Origin of the sequence: Halorubrum sp. SS7 (assembly GCF_005435055.1) — an archaeon.
Lineage (GTDB): Archaea > Halobacteriota > Halobacteria > Halobacteriales > Haloferacaceae > Halorubrum > Halorubrum salinarum.
Window position 1 is genome coordinate 1 of sequence record NZ_SGXV01000218.1, and the last position, 660, is coordinate 660.

1 pseudogene is annotated in these 660 nt (G+C 63.5%); it reads right to left on the bottom strand.

From position 1 onward, the window contains the following. Window positions 1-660: pseudogene (locus EXE44_RS17715) on the bottom strand (hypothetical protein); the annotation flags it as partial.

Here is a 660-nt window from a genome sequence, read left to right on the forward strand (position 1 = left end):
TGACGTAGTCGAGCAGGTTCTCGTAGTAGATGGCGAGCGCGCCCTCGACGCCGCCCACGTCGGTGCGGAAGTCGAGTTCGAAGTCGTCCTCCTTGATGCTCGTCACCTTGTCGACGGGCGTGCCGGTCGCCTGCGAGGTCTGCTCGTCGATCCAGTCGCCCCCGCGGGCGATGGAGAACTTCATGACGGGGACCGCGTAGTAGGCGAGACAGACGTTCGTCATCCCCGCGCCGAAGGAGATCCCGAGGCCGGTGAAGTTGTTGTCGGCCAGCTCCGAGTAGATGACCGCCATCCCCTCGTTGATCGGCTCGGGATCGTACCCCATGTCCCCGAGCATCGATTCGAGCGTCTTTTCGTGGTACAGGGTCGTGAGCCCGGAGTCGATCGGGTCCGCGGGACTGGAGTAGAACAGCCGCTCGTTCGGCTTCGAGGGCTCGCCGACCACCTGCTCGGTAATGAGCTTGATCATCGGGATCGCGGACGCCTCCTCGCTGGAGAGGATGCCGTGCTGCATCGGCCGGCGGGTCTCCTTGTTGAAGATGTTCGCGAAGTTCAGGGCGTCGTCGCCGACGACGTACACCTTGTCGTCCTTTCGGATGTGGAGGACCTCGCTGCGCGAGAGCATCTGCTCGGCCATGTCGCTGTACTCGATCTCGACGA